Annotated in this window: 15 protein-coding genes; 4 read left to right on the plus strand and 11 right to left on the minus strand. The window is 66.4% G+C overall.

Annotated features, from left to right (window positions below):
* From BLQ71_RS07755 to BLQ71_RS07790, 8 genes are all read right to left on the minus strand, one after another.
* Positions 1 to 536, minus strand: a 536-nt coding sequence (locus BLQ71_RS07755) for an aldehyde dehydrogenase family protein (protein ID WP_139168470.1), incomplete at its 3' end; no start/stop codon positions are given.
* Between the two features lie 17 nt (positions 537 to 553).
* Positions 554 to 2,080, minus strand: a complete 1,527-nt coding sequence (locus BLQ71_RS07760) for a UxaA family hydrolase (RefSeq protein WP_229754932.1) — start codon at positions 2,078 to 2,080, stop codon at positions 554 to 556.
* Positions 2,077 to 2,802 carry a ribonuclease activity regulator RraA gene (locus tag BLQ71_RS07765; protein ID WP_198548583.1) on the minus strand — a complete coding sequence of 242 codons (726 nt, stop codon included), beginning with the start codon at positions 2,800 to 2,802 and terminating at the stop codon, positions 2,077 to 2,079. Before BLQ71_RS07765 ends, BLQ71_RS07760 begins: the two co-directional genes overlap by 4 nt.
* 11 nt (positions 2,803 to 2,813) lie before the next feature.
* Positions 2,814 to 3,710 carry a dihydrodipicolinate synthase family protein gene (locus tag BLQ71_RS07770; protein WP_074621297.1) on the minus strand — a complete coding sequence of 299 codons (897 nt, stop codon included), beginning with the start codon at positions 3,708 to 3,710 and terminating at the stop codon, positions 2,814 to 2,816.
* 88 nt (positions 3,711 to 3,798) lie between these two features.
* Complete coding sequence (araD, locus tag BLQ71_RS07775) at positions 3,799 to 5,529, minus strand: L-arabinonate dehydratase (protein WP_074621298.1); 1,731 nt, start codon at positions 5,527 to 5,529, stop codon at positions 3,799 to 3,801.
* 13 nt (positions 5,530 to 5,542) lie between these two features.
* Positions 5,543 to 5,665, minus strand: a complete 123-nt coding sequence (locus BLQ71_RS07780) for a hypothetical protein (RefSeq protein ID WP_043145432.1) — start codon at positions 5,663 to 5,665, stop codon at positions 5,543 to 5,545.
* An 11-nt stretch (positions 5,666 to 5,676) separates the two neighbouring features.
* Positions 5,677 to 7,752, minus strand: a complete 2,076-nt coding sequence (locus BLQ71_RS07785) for a TRAP transporter large permease subunit (RefSeq protein WP_074621299.1) — start codon at positions 7,750 to 7,752, stop codon at positions 5,677 to 5,679.
* Between the two features lie 139 nt (positions 7,753 to 7,891).
* Positions 7,892 to 8,932 (minus strand): TRAP transporter substrate-binding protein, encoded by a 1,041-nt coding sequence (locus BLQ71_RS07790; RefSeq protein ID WP_043145433.1) that lies wholly within the window; start codon positions 8,930 to 8,932, stop codon positions 7,892 to 7,894.
* A 168-nt stretch (positions 8,933 to 9,100) separates the two neighbouring features.
* Here BLQ71_RS07790 and BLQ71_RS07795 point away from each other — a divergent pair, with 168 nt between their 5' ends.
* The 4 genes from BLQ71_RS07795 to BLQ71_RS07810 all read left to right on the plus strand — a co-directional run bounded on the left by BLQ71_RS07795 (position 9,101) and on the right by BLQ71_RS07810 (position 12,849).
* Complete coding sequence (locus tag BLQ71_RS07795; RefSeq protein ID WP_043145435.1) at positions 9,101 to 9,820, plus strand: GntR family transcriptional regulator; 720 nt, start codon at positions 9,101 to 9,103, stop codon at positions 9,818 to 9,820.
* Between the two features lie 65 nt (positions 9,821 to 9,885).
* Positions 9,886 to 10,944, plus strand: a complete 1,059-nt coding sequence (locus BLQ71_RS07800) for a pyridoxal-phosphate dependent enzyme (RefSeq protein ID WP_229754933.1) — start codon at positions 9,886 to 9,888, stop codon at positions 10,942 to 10,944.
* A complete protein-coding gene (locus BLQ71_RS07805; RefSeq protein ID WP_074621300.1) occupies positions 10,937 to 12,103 on the plus strand; it encodes a M24 family metallopeptidase in 1,167 nt (388 codons plus the stop codon). The genes BLQ71_RS07800 and BLQ71_RS07805 overlap by 8 nt, the downstream gene beginning before the upstream one ends.
* Positions 12,100 to 12,849: a maleate cis-trans isomerase family protein gene (locus tag BLQ71_RS07810; RefSeq protein WP_074621301.1), complete on the plus strand. Its 750-nt coding sequence runs from the start codon at positions 12,100 to 12,102 to the stop codon at positions 12,847 to 12,849. The genes BLQ71_RS07805 and BLQ71_RS07810 overlap by 4 nt, the downstream gene beginning before the upstream one ends.
* A 3-nt stretch (positions 12,850 to 12,852) precedes the next feature.
* On the opposite strand, the gene BLQ71_RS07815 is transcribed toward BLQ71_RS07810, so the two are convergent.
* The 3 genes from BLQ71_RS07815 to BLQ71_RS07825 are packed head-to-tail and all read right to left on the minus strand — an operon-like array spanning position 12,853 to position 15,916.
* On the minus strand, positions 12,853 to 13,470 hold the full coding sequence (locus BLQ71_RS07815) for a hypothetical protein (protein ID WP_074621302.1): 618 nt from the start codon (positions 13,468 to 13,470) through the stop codon (positions 12,853 to 12,855).
* A 3-nt stretch (positions 13,471 to 13,473) separates the two neighbouring features.
* Positions 13,474 to 14,226, minus strand: coding sequence for a VWA domain-containing protein (locus tag BLQ71_RS07820; protein WP_074621303.1), 753 nt, complete (start codon positions 14,224 to 14,226; stop codon positions 13,474 to 13,476).
* Between the two features lie 16 nt (positions 14,227 to 14,242).
* The gene (locus BLQ71_RS07825) at positions 14,243 to 15,916 is read right to left on the minus strand and encodes an ABC transporter substrate-binding protein (protein WP_074621304.1); all 1,674 of its coding nucleotides are present in this window, start codon (positions 15,914 to 15,916) and stop codon (positions 14,243 to 14,245) included.
* Positions 15,917 to 15,946: the final 30 nt, after the last annotated feature.

Raw genomic sequence — 15,946 nt, forward strand, 5'->3', positions numbered from 1 at the left:
GCCGCCAGGGCGCTGGCGGTGTCGCCGCCGGCGGTGGAAAAGGCGAGCGGGAAGTTCGAGGCGCCGAAGACCGCGACCGGGCCGATCGGGCGCTGGACCATCTTGAGGTCCGGGCGCGGCAGCGGCTGGCGGTCGGGCAGCGCCTCGTCGTGGCGGCGGTCGAGGTAGGCGCCGTCCAGGATGTGGCTGGCAAACAGGCGCAGCTGGCCGGTGGTGCGGCCGCGCTCGCCCTGCAGGCGGGCCTCGGGCAGGCCGGTCTCCTGGGTGCCGATCTCGGTGATCTGTTCGGCGCGGGCCTCGATCTCGTCGGCGATGGCATTGAGGAAGGCGGCCCGGGTCTCGCGGCTGGCATAGCCGTAGGACCAGAAGGCCTCCTCGGCGGCCTCGCAGGCCCGGTCGACCAGCGCCGGCGTGCCGACCGAGTAGTCATGCGCCGGGCCATGCGCCGGCTCAGAGGTGAAGGTCGTCTCGCCAGAGACCCACTCCCCTGCGATCAGGTGACGGCCGTGCGGCGTGAAGGTGGATTTGTCGAGCATGGTGGAATGTCCTTTCGTTATCCTGTGACCCCGATGGGCCAGGGTGCGAATTCCTCGGCGCCGACACCCAGCGCCTCGCTTTTCGATGTCTCGCCCGAGGCAATGGCCAGGATCCTGTCAAAGATCGCCTCGCCCATCGCGTCCAGCGTCATCTCGCCGTCGATGACAGCGCCGCAGTTGATGTCCATGTCCCCGGCCATGCGCGAGAACATCGGCGTGTTTGTCGCCAGCTTGATCGTCGGTGCCGGGAAGGAGCCGAAACAGCTGCCCCGCCCGGTGGTGAAACAGACGAGATTGGCGCCGCCCGCGATCTGGCCGGTGGCTGCCACCGGGTCGTACCCCGGAGTGTCCATGAAGACCAGCCCGCGCGCCGTGACCGGCTCGGCGTAGCGATAGACCGCCTCGATGCCGGTCATGCCGCCCTTCTTGGCGCCGCCCAGCGATTTCTCGATCACGTTGGCCAGCCCGCCGTCCTGGTTGCCGGGACCGACGACGCCCTGCATCTGGACATCCTTCCCGTCGGTATAGTCCAGCCACCACTTGATCCGGTCGAGCAGCGCGCGACCTGTCGCCTCGTCCCGCGCGCGGGCCGTCAGCGTGTGTTCGATCCCGTACAGTTCCGGCGTCTCCGACAGGATCGCGGTGCCGCCGTGGCGGGCGAGGATGTCGACCGCCTTGCCCAGAGCCGGATTTGCGCTGAGGCCTGAAAACCCGTCAGAGCCACCACATTGCAGCCCGATGCGGATGTGTTCGGCAGACTGCGGGCTGCGGACGGCCTTGTTGGCCTCGGGCAGCATCTCGCGCACCGCATTTTTGCCCGCCTCGATGGCCGCCGCCGTACCGCCGACGTCCTGCATCCGGATCGTGTGCAGCATCAGCCCGGTCTCAAGCGCCGTATCCGCAAAGAACCGTTCCAGCGAGTTGCGTTCGCACCCCAGCGAACAGACCACCGCGCCCGCCATGTTCGGATGCCGGATGTAACCGGACAGTGTGCGGTGCAGCAGGTCCATCGGTTCCCCCGTCGCCTCCATCCCGCAGCCTTGGTTGTGGATGAAGGGCACGACGCCATCGACATTGGGAAAGTCGGCAAGGCGTTCCTCGTCGAAATAGGCCGCGATCTTGCGCGCGACGGTGGCCGAACAGTTCACGGTGATGAAGATGCCGATGTAGTTGCGCGTCCCGACCCGGCCATCGGGGCGTTCGATGCCCATGAAGGTCGCGCGCCGATCTTCGGGCAGCAGGTCAGCCGCGACGTAATCCTCACCGAAACGGTAGTCCTTCTGGATCTCGTCCACCAACACGTTGTGGGTGTGCATCCAGGTTCCCGGCGCTATATCCTCGCCGGCATAGCCGATGACCGTGGCGTATTTCAGCACCGGCGCGCCCTTGGCGATATGCGAGGTGGCCAGCTTGTGGCCCGCCGGAACGTCCTGCAGGGCCATCACGCCCTCGCCCGGGATCTCCGTGCCCGCAGGCAGCGCGGCCCGCGCGACGACGACATTGTCGCGCGGGTCCAGGCGGATGACCGGCGCGGCCGGCATCATCGGTTGTTTGCCTTGCGCCACTCGGCGAACTTCTTGAGGTTTTCCTCTTGCGTGGCCGGGTAGAGGCCGATGATCGTCTGCCCGTTCTGCACCTGTTCCAGCGCGAAATCCTCATAGGCGGTCATCTCGATGGCCTCGTCCGCGATCTCGTCCGCGAGGTGTGCGGGAATGATGATGACGCTGTCATCGTCGCCGACCACGATGTCGCCCGGAAAGACCGGCGCATCGCCGCAGCCGATGGGGACGTTGATGTCGATGGCCTCGTTCGTGGTCAGGTTGGTCGGGCTGGACGGGCGCGCGTGATAGGCGGGCATGTCCAGCTGCGCGATGTTCATGGCGTCGCGAAAGCCGCCGTCGGTCACGACACCGGCCCCGCCGCGCACCATCAACCGGGTGATAAGGATATCGCCCGCGCTGGCGGCCTGTGCCGACTTGCGACTGTCCATCACCATGACGTGCCCGGGCGGGCAGGTCTCGATCGCCTTGCGCTGCGGGTGGTCGGGGTTGCGGAACTCGACCAGCTGGTTGCGGTCCTCCCGGGCGGGCATGTAGCGCAGGGTAAAGGCGGGCCCAACCATGTTGCGGCCCTTCTGGCTCAGCGGGCGCACGTCCTGGATGACCTGGTGGCGCAAGCCCCGCTTGTAAAGCGCGGTGGCCAAGGTCGCGACAGAGACCTGTTCCAGCTTGGCTTTGGTGTCGGGGTTCATGGGGTGGTCGGTCATCTTGGTCATCCTCAGATCAGGCCGTTGGTTGTCATGAAGGCGCGCAGGCGGGTCATCTGGTCCTCGCTCAGGGGCCATGCGGCGGGCGGGCGGGCGATGCCGCAGTCCTCGCCCATCAGCTGCAGCGCCGCCTTGACGCCGGGCACGTTGGCGCCGCCCTGGTCCTCGGCACGGATGTCCTCGAAAACCTGCATCTCGGCGATCAGGCGGCGCGCCTCGGCGTAGTCACCGCCCTCCAGCGCGGTGTTGATGGCGACCGAACGTTCCGGCCAGACGTTGATCAGGCCCGAGGTAAAGCCCCGCGCGCCCACGGCGTAGAAGGCAGGCGCCCAGACCTCTGCCAAGCCCCCGGTCCAGATGATGTGATCGGGACAGGCCGCGATGGCGGCCTTCAGCTTCATCGGGTTGGGCGTGGCCCATTTGACGCCGACGACGCCATCGACATTGCAAAGCGCGGCGATGGCATCGGTGCCGATGGCATCGTTGCGCAGGTAGAGGATGATCGGCAGCCCCTGCCCCGCCTCGCGCACCGCGCGAACGTAATCGACAAGGCCCCGCGGCGCGACAAAAGGATCCGGCGGCTGGTGGATCATCAGCGCCGCAGCCCCGGCCCCGTGCGAGGCTTCTGCCAGTTTCTGTGCGTCGCGGACACCACGGCCAACGCCGGCCACCATCGGCACCCGCCCCGCGATATGCGCACCTGCGGCCGCAACCATCGCACAGGCCTCGTCCACGGTCAGGCCATAGAACTCGCCGGTGTTGCCGTTGGCGGTCAGCACGTGCACGCCGGCGGCAACCGCCCGGTCCACCACCGGCTTTTGCAGGTCCGGCGCGATCTCTCCGGCGCCGTCGAACGGGGTGACGAGAATGCCGGAGACGCCCGTCAGGGCCTGGCTCAATTCGGTCATGTCAAAGCTCCTGTGTCCCGGACCCGCGCCGGGATCGTCTGTCGGTAGAGGCCCCGCAACAGGTCCGGGGCCTTTGCACGCGAATGGTTCAGTTGATCTCCGGCTCCGGCACCGGGCCGCCGAACTCCGAGCGCAGGAAGTCGAAGTCACAGCCCTTGTCCGCCTGCTCGATATGTTTCGAGAACATCCAGCCATAGCCGCGTTCGAACCGCGGCTCTGGCGCGGTCCAGTTGGCGCGGCGCGCGGTCAGCTCCTCGTCCGTGAGACGCACGTTCAGCACCCGGTTGGGCACGTCGATCTCGATGATGTCGCCTGTCTCGATCAGGGCCAGCGGCCCGCCGACAAAGGCCTCGGGCGCGACATGCAGGATGCAGGCACCGTAGGAAGTGCCCGACATGCGCGCATCCGACAAGCGCAGCATGTCGCGATGCCCCTGTTTCAGCAGCGCCTTGGGCATCGGGATCATGCCCCATTCCGGCATCCCCGGCCCCCCCTGCGGCCCGGCATTGCGCAGGACCATGACGTGATCCGGCGTCATCGGGTAATCCTCGTCGTTGATGATCTCCTTGAGCTGGGCATAGCTGTCGGCAACGATGGCGGGGCCGGAGTGCTTCTGGAACTTCGGGTCCATCGCGGCGGGCTTGATAACGGCGCCATCGGGGGCAAGGTTGCCCCGCAGCACCGCCAGGGACCCCTCGTGGTAGACCGGGTTGGACAGCGGACGGATCACGTCGTCGTTGTAGTTGACCGCATCGGCGATGTTCTCGCCCATCGTCCGCCCGTTCACCGTCATGACGGAAAGATCCAGCTTGTCGCCAAGCTCTTTGATCAGCGCGGGCAGACCGCCCGCGTAAAAGAAGTCCTCCATCAGGTATTCCTTGCCCGAGGGGCGGATGTTGGCGATCACCGGGGTGCCGTGGCCGATCTCGTCCAGGTCCTCGAGCGTCAGGGGCACCCCCGCGCGGCGGGCCATCGCGATCATGTGGATGATCGCGTTGGTGGAACAGCCGGTGGCCATCGCGACCGTCACCGCGTTGCGCGTGGATTCCGGGGTCATGATCTTGTCCGGCGTCAGGTCCTCCCAGACCATTTCCACCGCGCGGCGACCACAGGCGGCGGCCATGCGCTTGTGCCCGGCATCCGGCGCCGGGATCGACGATGCGCCCGGCAGGGTCAGGCCCCAGCCATCGGCGATGCTCATCATGGTGCTGGCGGTGCCCATCGTCATGCAGGTGCCATAGCTGCGCGCGATACCGCCCTGCACACCGTCCCATTGGTCCTTGGTGATGGTCCCCGCGCGGCGTTCGTCCCAGTATTTCCAGACATCCGTGCCAGAGCCCAGCTTCTGCCCGGCGTAATTGCCGCGCAGCATCGCCCCCGCGGGCATGAAGATGAAGGGCAACCCCATGCTGACCGCCCCCATGACCAGCGCGGGCGTGGACTTGTCGCAGCCGCCCAGCAGCACGACCCCGTCAATCGGGTGGGCGCGCAGAGTCTCCTCCACCTCCAGCGCGCCCATGTTCCTGTAAAGCATCGAGGTTGGCTTCAGGAACTGTTCCGAAAAGCTGTGTACCGGCATTTCGACCGGCATGCCACCTGCTTGATAGACGCCCTTCTTCACGAACTCGGCGCGATCGCGCAGGTGGTGGTGGCAGGGCGACAGGTCAGACCACGTATTGATGATGGCGATGACCGGCTTGCCTTCCCAGTCTTCGCCGTCCAGCCCCATCTGCATGGCGCGCGACCGATGCCCCATCGAACGCAGGTCATCCGGTGCGAACCAGCGGGCAGAGCGGAGGTCTTCGGGTTTCTTGGTCATTGTCCGGTCTTTCTCAGGAAATCGGTTGTGCGTACTGGAACATCAGGAAGACGATCAGCGCTGCCAGCGCAAGACCGAAGACCCAGGGCCAGATCCCGTAACCGTTGATGTCGTCGTGACTGTCGCGTCCGATCATTGGGTCTCTCCTCAGTTCAGGAATTCAGGCAGGAAAAGCGCGATCTGCGGGAAGAACATGACCAGCAGCAGACCCACGATCTGCAGCCCGATGAAGGGCAGGACCGAGATGAAGATCTCTTGCAGGGTCACGTCCTTGGGCGCCACCGACTTCAGCCAGAAACAGGCCGGGCCAAAGGGCGGCGACAGGAAGTAGATCTGGATGTTCATCACGAAGAGGATGCCGAACCAGATCTTGGCCTGGTCCTCGGTCAGGCCCAGGTCCGGCGCCAGGGTCATGATGACCGGGGCAAAGACCGGCACGGTGATCAGCACGATGGCGATCCATTCCATGAAGGTGCCCAGCACCATCAGGATCAGCATCATGACCAGCACCGTACCCAGCGCCGACAGCCCGAGATCAAGGAAGAGCGAGCGCATGAACTCTCCGCCACCCACGAGGTTGAAGATGCCGACAAAGCTGACCGCGCCCAGCACCAGCCAGATGATGGTACCGACCGTCGTCATGGTGCCCAGCATGGCCGCCGACAGCACGTTCCACTCGAACTTGTTGCGCACGGCGGCGATGAACAGCGCACCGATGCAGCCCACTGCGGCCGCCTCTGTCACCGAGGCGATACCGCCGTAGATCGACCCCATGACAGAGGCGATCAGCAGGATGCAGAGCAGCACCGCCGTCATGCGGTCCTTGGACAGTTTCTTTTCCGTGCCCGTGATCTCTGCCACCTCGGCGGCAGTCGGGGCCAGGCTGTGGTTCAGGTTCACCCGGATCAGGACGTAGCCCGCGTAGAACACCGCCAGCATGATCCCCGGAATGGCACCGGCCATGAACAGGTCACCGATGCCCACCTCTGCGGCCAGCCCGTAGACGATCATGATGATCGACGGCGGGATCAACGTGGCCAGCGCCCCCGAGGCACAGATCAGCCCGATGGACAGCTTGCGGTCATAGCCAAGGCGGAACATCTGCGGCAGGGCGACAAGGCCCAGCATCACGATCTCGCCGCCCATGACGCCGGACATGGCGGCCAGGATCACGGCCACGACCGTGGTCTGCACCGCCACGCCGCCGCGCAGGTTCCCGGCAAAGATCGACATGGCATCGAACAGGTCCTCGGCGATGCCCGCCCGTTCCAGGATCGAGGCCATCAGGACAAAGAAGGGCACGGCAACCAGGCTGTAATGTTCCAGCAGGCCCACCGCGTTCGACGAAACCAGGAACAGGCCGCGCGGACCGAAAAACCCGATCGCCATGACGACCGAGACAAAGAGGGTCACGATGCCCAGCGGCATCCCCGTCATCATCAGCGCGATCAGCAGGACCACCATGATGATCGAGATCGTGCCAAGGTCCATCTGGCGCAGGTTGAGCGCCTTGGACGGGTCCATCGCCTTGCCGAGGCCCGAAATGAAGTCCGAGAACATCACCGCGATCTGAACATCCAGCACATGCGCCAGGAAGGCAGAGACGAAATAGAGGACCAAATATGCGCCCGCGATCTTGACCAGCATCCTTGCGGTCGGGCTGGTCAGGTGCCGATGCAGGTTCATCATCAGCTGGGCGAGATACATGAACCCGCCGATGACCATCAGGCTCTTCATCATCATCGGCATGGGCGAATTGAAGGCAGAGCCCGATTTCTCGATCCGTCCGACGCTGTCATAGGCCCGGATCGAGGCATCGCTCAGCAGCATGTAAAGCGCGATGACCCCGATGATCATCGCAAACAGTTCCAGCCACCAGCGCTGCGCCTTGCTGGCCATGTTATGGATCACCGTGATGGCGATATGGCGCTGCTTCATGGTGACGTAGCCGGCCGACAGCATCCAGGCGGCGGCGACGATGGTCATGACCGTTTCAAAGGCCCAATAGGTGGGCGCGTGCAGGACGTAGCGGGAAAACACCTCCCAGAGCGTGGCAAGGGCCGCGACCATGTAGAAGGTGGAAATGGCGATGCCGGTGATATGGCTGGTATGTTCGACCACCGTGTATTGCGACCGCGGCAGGTCCGCCTCGTCGTGCAGCGGGTCCTGGGCGCCGATCTCGATCTCGGTCTGGTCCAGGGCGTCGTCTAGGTTGCGCGTCATCGCTCGATGTTCCTATCCCGGCCGTCCCCGGGTCACGGGGCGGTCTTGTGGCGCGTCGGTTGGGGTCTTGGTCCGGTGTCTTGTCGCGGCGTGGCACGCCCGCGACTGGCGGGCGTGCCGATGTCACTCGCGGCGGGCCTCAGAGCAGGCCGGCTTCTTTCATGAAGGCGACATGCGCGTCGTAGACTTCCTTGGCCAGGTCAGATCCGGCGGCAAAGTCTTCCCAGGCTTCCTGGGCGATCTTGCGGAACTTGTCGCGCTCTTCCTGCGGCCAGTCGATGACGGTGATCTCACCCTCGGCCTTGTCGCGGGCGACAAGCTGGCGGTCGAGACGGTCGAAGTGCTGGCGCAGGCCATTGTAGGCAGCGAGATACCAAGTTTCGAGCGCAACTTGCTCGGCCTCGGTCAGCTCTTCCCAGACCGCCTCGGAGACAGTGAACTGCAGGATCGGGGTAGAGTGGATGCCGGGGTAGATCGGGTACTTGGCGATCTTGTGCATGCCGTTTGCATCGTTGTTGGCATAGGCCGAGTTGTCGGCGGCGTCGATTACGCCCTTTTCAAGCGCGCCATAGGTTTCCGACCCGGCCATCGAGACCGGCGCGGCCCCTGCCCGCTTGAACACGTCGGCGGCCAAACCTTCGGGCGAGCGGATCTTCAGGCCCGCCAGGTCTGCCACGCCGCGCACCGGCACCTTGGAGACGAAGGCCTCGCGCGCATAGGCGCCGCAACCGACCACGTGGACACCCGGGTAATGCGCATCAAAGAGCTTTTGCAGCATCTCCTTGCCGCCGCCCTGGGCGCAGAAGGCCTGGATCTGGTCGGCGGAATCGTACCCGGCGATCAGGTCGCCCATCAGGGCAAAGGCGGGGTCGACGCCGGCGAAATAGTTGATCGAGGTCAGGTCGCCGTCGAGGATGCCGACACCGATGGCCTCGGGGGTTTCGCGGCGCGGCACGACCGCGTTGATCGGCAGCAGCTCGACGGTCAGCGTCCCGCCGGTCATGGCCTCCAGCTTGGGCACCCATTCCTCGTTCAGGTAGGCCAGCGAGGCATGGCTCGCGTTGGACGAGGTCTGGATCTTCAGCACACGATCCGCGGCGCTGGCCGCGCTGGCAGTTGCCAGGGCTGCGACCGCCACGACCCCTGCCCTGGACAGCGTCTTGAGCATCTCGAATTTCATAGGTTCCTCCCGTTCTGCGCTGCGCGCCACGCTCCCTCACGTGACTTCATCAGCAGCTAGGCAAACTAATATATTAGTTGATCCAGAGCGTCAATCTTGATTGAATACCATTGCCCACCCTCCTAGATCCTCGTCATCCGCAGGCTGGGCGCAGGGAGTGGTCCGACGATGTCCTCGATAGAACAAAGCTTTGGCGACACGGCGAAAACCGCCCCGACCTCGGCGGCGGGGACGGTCTACGACGCGCTGCGGGGCAAGATCGTGTCGCTGGACTACCCGCCCGGCACCTCGCTCTCGCGCAATGCGCTGGCGCAGGAATATGGCGTCAGCCTGACCCCCGTGCGCGAGGCGATGCAGCGACTGGAAGAAGACGGGTTGCTGCGGATCATGCCGCAATCGGGCACCGTCGTGAATCGGATCGACGTCGACCAGCTGTACGAGACGCAGTTCCTCCGGATCGCTGTCGAAACCGAGGTGGTGCGCCGCCTTGCGCTGGCGCCTCAGCCAACCATCCTGGCCCGCGCCCGCGCCATCGTGCGGATGCAGGAAACCCTTGTCGGCGACACCGAGCAGATGGGCATGTTCAACGAACTGGACCGTGCCTTTCACCGGACACTTTTTGCCGGGGTCGGCATGACCAACCTCCAGCAGATGCTGGTCCGGCGCATGGGGCACCTCCTGCGCTGCCAGCGGCTGGACCTGCCGTCCGAGGGCAAGATGGCCGACATCGTGGACCATCACAAACGCATCCTGGCCGGGATCGAGGCCGGCGATGCCGAGGCCGCGACAGAGGCCATGCGCAGCCATCTTTCCGGCACGATCAGCCGCCTGGACGTGCTGCGTGCCCGTTTTCCCGACCATTTTTCGGACCCGGCGCCCGGCACCTGACAAGCTGCCCCGCCGCGATTGCGCGCTCGGGGGAATGCGCCTAGGCTCGGCTGGATTGCGAAATCGTGCCGGAGGTCAACGACGTGCCAGAGATCGAGCCAAACCCGTTCAAGGGCCAGGGGATATTGCAGGACTGGCCCCTGCCCGCCTCCGATCCGGCGCCCGTCTCGGCCCTGCTGGCACGCTGCCCGAAGCATGCGCCCACGCCCCTGCGCGATGCGCCGGACCTGGCCTCTGCCTGCGCTGTCGCGGGGTTGCATATCAAGGATGAGAGCGGACGCATGGGGCTTGGCAGCTTCAAGGCGCTTGGTGCGGCCTATGCCATCGCGCGGGACGCCTGCGCTGCGGGGGGCGATCCGCCCTCGGCCGCGGGACGCACCTATGTCGCGGCCAGCGCGGGCAACCACGGTCTGTCGGTGGCCGCCGGGGCCGCCGTCTTTGGCGCCCGCGCGGTGATCTACCTGGCCGACACGGTGCCAGAGGCCTTTGCCGACCGGCTGCGCGCCAAGGGGGCCGAGGTCGTGCGGGCGGGCGCCACCTACGAGGACAGTATGGCCGCCGCCGAACAGGCCGCCGCCGACAAGGGCTGGACCCTGCTGTCCGACAGTTCCTGGGAGGGCTATACCGATGCCCCGCTGGCAGTCATGGAGGGCTACCTGCAACTGGCCGCCGAGTCCGTCGAGCAGATGCCGGAACCCCCCTCGCATATCCTGCTTCAGGCCGGTGTCGGCGGCATGGCCGCAGCCCTCGCCGCACATTTCCGCGCCGCCTGGGGCGATGCCCCGCAGATCGTCGTGGTGGAACCGGATGCCGCCCCTGCCCTGCGGGACAGCATCCGTGCGGGCCATGCCGTGACCGCGCCGGGACCCGTGTCCTGCATGGGGCGCCTTGACTGCAAGACGCCTTCGATGATCGCCTTGGCCGGGCTGTCGCGGGATGCGGATAGCTTTGCGACCCTCAGCGAAGCCGAGGCGCAGGATGGCGTCGCCACGCTGGCCCGGCACGGGCTGGCCACCACGCCGTCGGGCGGGGCGGGACTGGCCGCGCTGATTGCCGGACTGCCGGGGATCGGGACAGAGGCGCGGGTGCTGGCGGTGCTCAGCGAAGGCCCCGAGGATGGCTGACGGGCGCCCCGGGTTCGGTGCAGGCGAATACCGCCGCCGCTGGGCCGCGCTGCAGGCCCGCATGGCAGAGGCGGGCGAGGATGCGGTCTTGCTGACCGGCCCGGCGGATGTCTTCTACCTGACCGGATTCCTGACCCGCTTCTGGGAAAGCCCGGCCCGGCCCTGGTTCATCGTGCTGCCCGCCAAGGGAGACCCCGTCGCGGTGATCCCCGAGATCGGGACCCACCTGATGGGCCAGTGCCATGTGGGCGAGGTCCGCACCTGGCCGGCCCCGGACCCGGTGGACGACGGCATCGGCCTCTTGACCGAGACGCTGGCCACGCTGGTCCCAGAACGGGGCCGGATCGGCCTGCCGATGGGGTTGGAAACCAGCCTGCGGATGCCGCTGGCCGACTATCGCCGCCTGACCGCCGCCCTTGCCCCCCGCGCCTTTACCGACGCCACCGATACGGTGCAGCGCGTCCGAGAGATCAAGTCCGAGCTGGAAATCACCGCCATCCGCGAGACCTGTACCCTCGCCGCGCGCGCCTTTGACGCCGTGCCCGCCATCGTCGCCGCCGAGCGCACTCTGGATGCGATTTTCCGGAGCTTCCAGGGTGCCTTGCTGGAGGCCGGGGCCGACTGGGTCAGTTACACGGCGGGCGGTGCCGGTCCGGGCGGCTATGGCGACGTGATCTCGCCGGCCCTGCCCCTCCCGGTCCGGCGCGGCGACGTGCTGATGCTGGACACGGGCGCGGTGAAGAACGGCTATTTCTGCGACTTCGACCGGAATTTCAGCATCGGACCGCCCGACGACGACACCCGCCGCGCGCAAACCGCGCTGTACGAGGCGACAGAGGTCGCCCTGAACCGCCTGCGACCCGGCATGACGGCGCGGGATGCACACCGGCTGCTGACCTGCGCCCTCTCTGAACGCGGCGCGACACCCGGCGGCGGGCGGCTGGGGCATGGGCTGGGCCTCACGCTGACGGAATGGCCCTCTTTCACCGATCGGGACACGACCCTGCTGCACGAGAACATGGTGCTGACGCTGGAACCCTCGGTCGAGATCGCGCCGGGCCGGATCCTTGTCCACGAAGAGGATATCGTGCTGCGTGCCGACGGGCCGGAGCTGTTGACGGAACGCGCGCCCTTCGACCTGCCGGAGATCGAGATTTGAGCGGCTTTCCCTTTGACCTCGACACGCCGGAAAGGGTCACCTTGGGCCTGATCGTCTTGCATGTGGACGAAACCATCGAAGGTGATTTCCGCCGCATCTTTCCAGGTCCAGACGTGGCCCTTTATATCACGCGCATCCCCTCGGGGGCCGAGGCCACGCCCGAGACTCTGGGCCGGATGGAGGCGGACCTGCCGCGCGTGACCGCGCTCTTGCCCCCTGCCGCACAGTTTTCCGCCGTGGGATATGGCTGCACCTCGGGCACCACGATGATTGGCGCAGACCGGGTGACGGAGCTGGTCGAGAGCGCCTGCCGGACTGGCGCGGTCTGTAACCCGCTGAGCGCCGCACGCGACGCCTGCCGTCACCTGGGCATCCGCCGTCTGGGGCTGGTCTCGCCCTATCGCCCGGACGTGGCGCAGCCCGTCTGCGATGCCTTGGCCGGTGACGGAACAGAAATCGCCCGCGCCGTGCATTTCGGCGAGGCGATCGAGGCCAACGTCGCGCGCATCTCCGGCAACAGCGTCAAGGCCGCCGCGCGCGAGGTCGCCCGGCACGCGGACATTGACGGGATATTCCTGTCCTGCACCAACCTGCGCACGCTGGACGTGATCGGACCGCTGGAACAGGAGTTGGGCCTGCCGGTCTTTGGCAGCAACCTGGCCCTCGCCTGGGCGATGGCGCGCGCCGCCGGGCCGCGGGTCACGCCCAAACTGGACTGCCGGTTGATGCAGGCTGAACCGGCCTGAGCGTCATTCGCCGCCGTCACGGTAATTCAAGGACTGGTCGCGCCTGTGGGCCGAGGTATCCAGCCGCCGCGAGGCACGCGTGCCCGGCACCAGCAGTTCCGCCTTGCGGAAATAGGCGCGCAGCTCTTCCTTGACGATGCCGAAATGCTTGCGGACCTCACGCACGGTCATCGACTGCCAGGGCTCTTCCTCCAGCGGGACAAGGTGCAGATCCCGGTTCGGCAGGTTGTCGATGGAATAGCCCACCCCCAGCCGATAGCTGGGGATGTGTTCGGGGCTGAATTGCCAGACCTTGGGATAGAGCGTGGTCGAGACGTGGATGAAGGTATCGACCGCCTCATCCGTGATGTCCGAGGCCGCGCCCATCGTCGCCCCGATGATGAACGCCTCGTCCTGAACGTGCAGGCCACGGCCCAGCAGGACGTGGATGCAATCATGCCTTGCAAGGCTGATGGCGCCTGGCAGCGCGTCGGGGCTTTCGGGGTTCTCGTATTTCCGGATGATCTCGGGCACGTCCTCGGCCTCGGCGGCGGGCATGGTTGCCAGCACCTCGGCCAGGGTCATGTCGTCGGTGTCCAGTCCCGGGCTCCATTCGTCCCATTGCAGCAGCGCGCGGCCCATGCCCTATTTTTCCCCCTCGAAGGCGGTGATCGGATCGAAACTGGCGTTTTCGGCCACGGCAGCCTGCAGCGCCTCTGCCAGTTTGCCCACATCGTCCACCGCGACATAGCTGGTGTGGCCTTCGGCGTTCAGGACATGGCGCCGCCCGATACCGATGCCGATTGTGGCCACCTGTACCGGCGTCTTGTTCACCGTCTCGATCACCTCGCGCACCAGCAGATCGGGATCGTCCGCCGCGCCATCGGTGGTGACGATGATCCTGTAGGTGCCAAAAGACCGCGAGCGCGCCGCCTCTTCGGACAGCAGGTCACGCGCCGCCGACAGCGCCGGCCCCAGCGGGGTCGAGCCGGTCGAGCGCAGCGGAGACAGCCTGCCCGGCAGGATGTCGGCGGCATCCTCGACCGTCTCGAACGGCAGGACCAACCCGGCGTTCAGCGCCAGGACACCGACCCTGTCGTTGGGGTCCATCATGCGCACCGCCTGCAGCACCGCGGCCTTGGCCTGTTCCAGGTCGGACCCCATCGAGCCGGAATCGTCCAGCACGATCATGGTAAAGATCCGGTCCGGGTCCGGCATCGTCTCGACGTCCGGCACCTCGATCAGCGGCGGCCAGGCGGCCAGCGCCTCCCAGTCCACCGTGCCCATGTCGGTCGAGGGCGCGTAGGCGGGCGGCTCCGACACCGTGTTGTAGAAGACGAAGCCGCTTGCGGCCACGACGCCGGCCACGGCCAAGAGGACGATTTTTGCCTTGCTCATGTCACCATCCCCCGTGTCATAGCGGATCGAAGGTGGTGGCTTCGGCCTGGGCCGTCAGCACCCGGAAAACGACGCGCATGTTCTGCCGCCACTCCGCCTCGGTGGTGGGCGGGTTGAACTTGGGGGCGGAAATGCCGACGCCGTCGACGATGAACTGGTCGCGGATCAGCCGGATGCCATTGTCCTCGGCGTAGGTTTCCAGCGCGTCGACCACGGCGATGGCCCGCTGCAGCGACAGGTTCTGCGTCGAGGTGCGGATGCCGCGCAGTTCCGACTTGGCGGCGCCGTCCTTTTGGCGCCGCAGGAAATGCAGCGGGTCGGCATGGCCTTCGACGGTGATGATCGCGCCGGAATAGGTCGAGGCCAGGCGCAGGATCTCGGCGAAATCCTCGGCATAGAGATCGGCGGGGAAATCCGGCGTGTCCGGCTCGAAGTAGACCTGGAAGTCGATCTTGGTATTGGCGTCCAGCTGGCCGGTACGGCGCAGGCGGTTGACGGCCTGCGCCGCCTTTTCCGGGTTGAAGGCAGCAACCTGGCGGTCGTCGAGATTCTTCAGCCCGTCGGTCAGCGTGGTGTAATCCCACTCCGCCGTGGCAAGCTCATGCGGAAAGTCGATCATGCCCGCGCCGCGCAGCGCCGTGGCAACCTCCTGGCTGAGCACGTCGAAGCGCCGCAGATCCGCCGGGTCGGCGAAATGGCGGGCGTTGCCCGACCAGCCGTCGGTGATCGCGTCCATCCAGAGGAACACGCCCTCTTCCTGCGGCAGCCCTCCCAGGAACTCGTCCGCCATCAGTTGCGCCATCTGGGCACGGTCGGGATTGCCTTCCTCGGCCATGAAGGCGCGCATCTGCTCTTCGGCCCGGAACAGCGCGTTGACCAGCTGGGCGATCTCGTCCCGATGGGCGTCGAAGTAGTCCGCCCGCACAGCGATGTAGTCGGACACCACCGAGGTGGCCTCCAGTGTCGAGATCAGGATCGTCGATCCCTTGACCGACCCCTCGGCCCCGGTGCCCACGGCCCCGCCCGAAGTCAGGAAACGCGCATCGGGCAGGATCACCGCCGCCGCATCGGCCTTGCCGTCGGCAAAGAGATTGGCAGGCGTGTCGCCATCGCCGGTCAGCGCCTCGGCCCAGACCACGGTCACATCGTCAAAGCTGAGGCCTGCGTCCGACAGCACCCGGCCCACGAAATCGACATGAGGTCCGTAGGCCTGGATGGCGATGCGTTTGCCCGCCAGATCGGCGGGGCGGCGGATACCCTCACCCGCGACGATCCCGTCACCGGCCGACCAGCTATGTTTGAAGAACACGATCTGTTCGGTCCTGGGGTCGGCCTCTGTCACCGGGGCGGCGGCCATCAACATGCCCAGCGTGCCGCGCAGGAACGGAGTGTCACAGGCCAGGTAGTCCTCGACCTGGCCCGCGAACCTGTCCTTGACCGAAAGGGTCAGCACCCATCCCGCGTCCTGCAGCAATCCGCCGCGCGGGGACAGGGAATTGCCGTTGGCATGGACGACGACGCCATCCGCCCCCCAGGCGATCAGGGGCATCTTCTGAGTGGTTCCGCCGGAACAGTCGCGCACCGGGCTGGTGACGACCTGGGCCAGCGGATCGCCGGTCTCGGCCATCGCCGGCAGGCCGGGGACGGCCAGAACCAGCACTGCGCAAAGGGATCGAATGAGTTTCTTCATAACAAGTCCTTCGTCGTTGTCGGGGACTTG

The sequence above is a fragment of the Antarctobacter albus genome (assembly GCF_900101505.1).
GTDB lineage: Bacteria > Pseudomonadota > Alphaproteobacteria > Rhodobacterales > Rhodobacteraceae > Antarctobacter > Antarctobacter albus.